Below are 1,198 nucleotides of genomic sequence, written 5' to 3' on the forward strand. Positions count from 1 at the left end.
ATGGCGTTGATATCATAGTCAGTCATATATTGAGTACTATGCTCGACTACTTCAGCCATGGCGCCAAAGGCAGCAGTCGTATCGGTACGACCTGTCTTGAAAAAATCATTTAACTCTGCGATGGTCCAAGTACCAAGTCCGCGTTGTTCACCGCGTATGCTTTTGGCACGCCAGCCATCGATGACCGCGCCGCTTAAATATTCAGCAGAGTCTGCATTACTTAAAGTGACTTCTTGAAAGCCAATACCGCGCTCAGTATGGCAAGAACCGCAATGTCCGGGGCCTTCGATTAAGTATTGCCCACGAGTCAGTACGGCATCATCGGTCTCAGGGATAAAATCACGCTTGCGATCAAATAAGACTTGCCAGTAAGCCAATGGCCAGCGCCAGTTTGCCACGGGTGGTAGCTCGCTTTCTACATTCGGCTGATTGACTGCTTTGACATCCGACATAAAAAAGGCATACATCGCTGCCATATCTTCATCTGACATCAGCTGATAAGACGGGTAAGGCATAGCAGGGTATAGCGCTTTATTACCAGGGGCGACGCCGTGTTTGACCGCATTTTTGAAGTCGTCAAAACTATAATTACCGATACCAGCTTCTTTATCAGGGGTAATGTTGGTAGAGTAGATAGCACCAAGTGGGGTTAGCATCGGCAAGCCGCCAGCATAAGTTTCGCCGTCTAGTGTCGTATGGCAAGCGACGCAGTCAGCGGTACGTGCGATGTATTCACCTTGCTTGATGAGAGCCGGATCAGTGATATTGACCTTAATATCGCTACTGCTGATGCGTATATTCGGCAGTAATTGCCCAATGATAAATGCGATGGCCAACCCAATGATGACAATTATGATTATAATCAGTGGCCATTTTTTTATAAGCCCATTTCTCACAAGCTTACCCTCCATTAGAATTTTTTCACTTGCCAAAAAAAAATTAATCGTGCTATTTACTATAATGTAATAGCTTCGATTAATACCATATTATCATTAAGGATTTAATGGGGGATATTATCACATTCTAACTGTATAAAACCATACTGATTCTAAGGTATTATATTATTTGCTAGCTTGATCAATAAATGAGAAAAATAAAGTAGATAGATGTCAAGAAGGGTAATGAACTTATAATTATTCTGCTGTGAGTAAAAGATGGTAGAGGCAAATGACTGATTAGGTTTTTTTTAGACTTTGCT

1 protein-coding gene is annotated in these 1,198 nt (G+C 42.5%); it reads right to left on the reverse strand.

Translation table 11 applies throughout. The annotated features are described in order from the left end of the window. On the reverse strand, positions 1–836 hold an 836-nt coding region (locus tag ACS8FD_RS15565), incomplete at its 3' end, for a c-type cytochrome (RefSeq protein ID WP_439276517.1). Between the last annotated feature and the right edge of the window lie 362 nt (positions 837–1,198).

Source organism: Psychrobacter sp. 1U2, assembly GCF_051847575.1.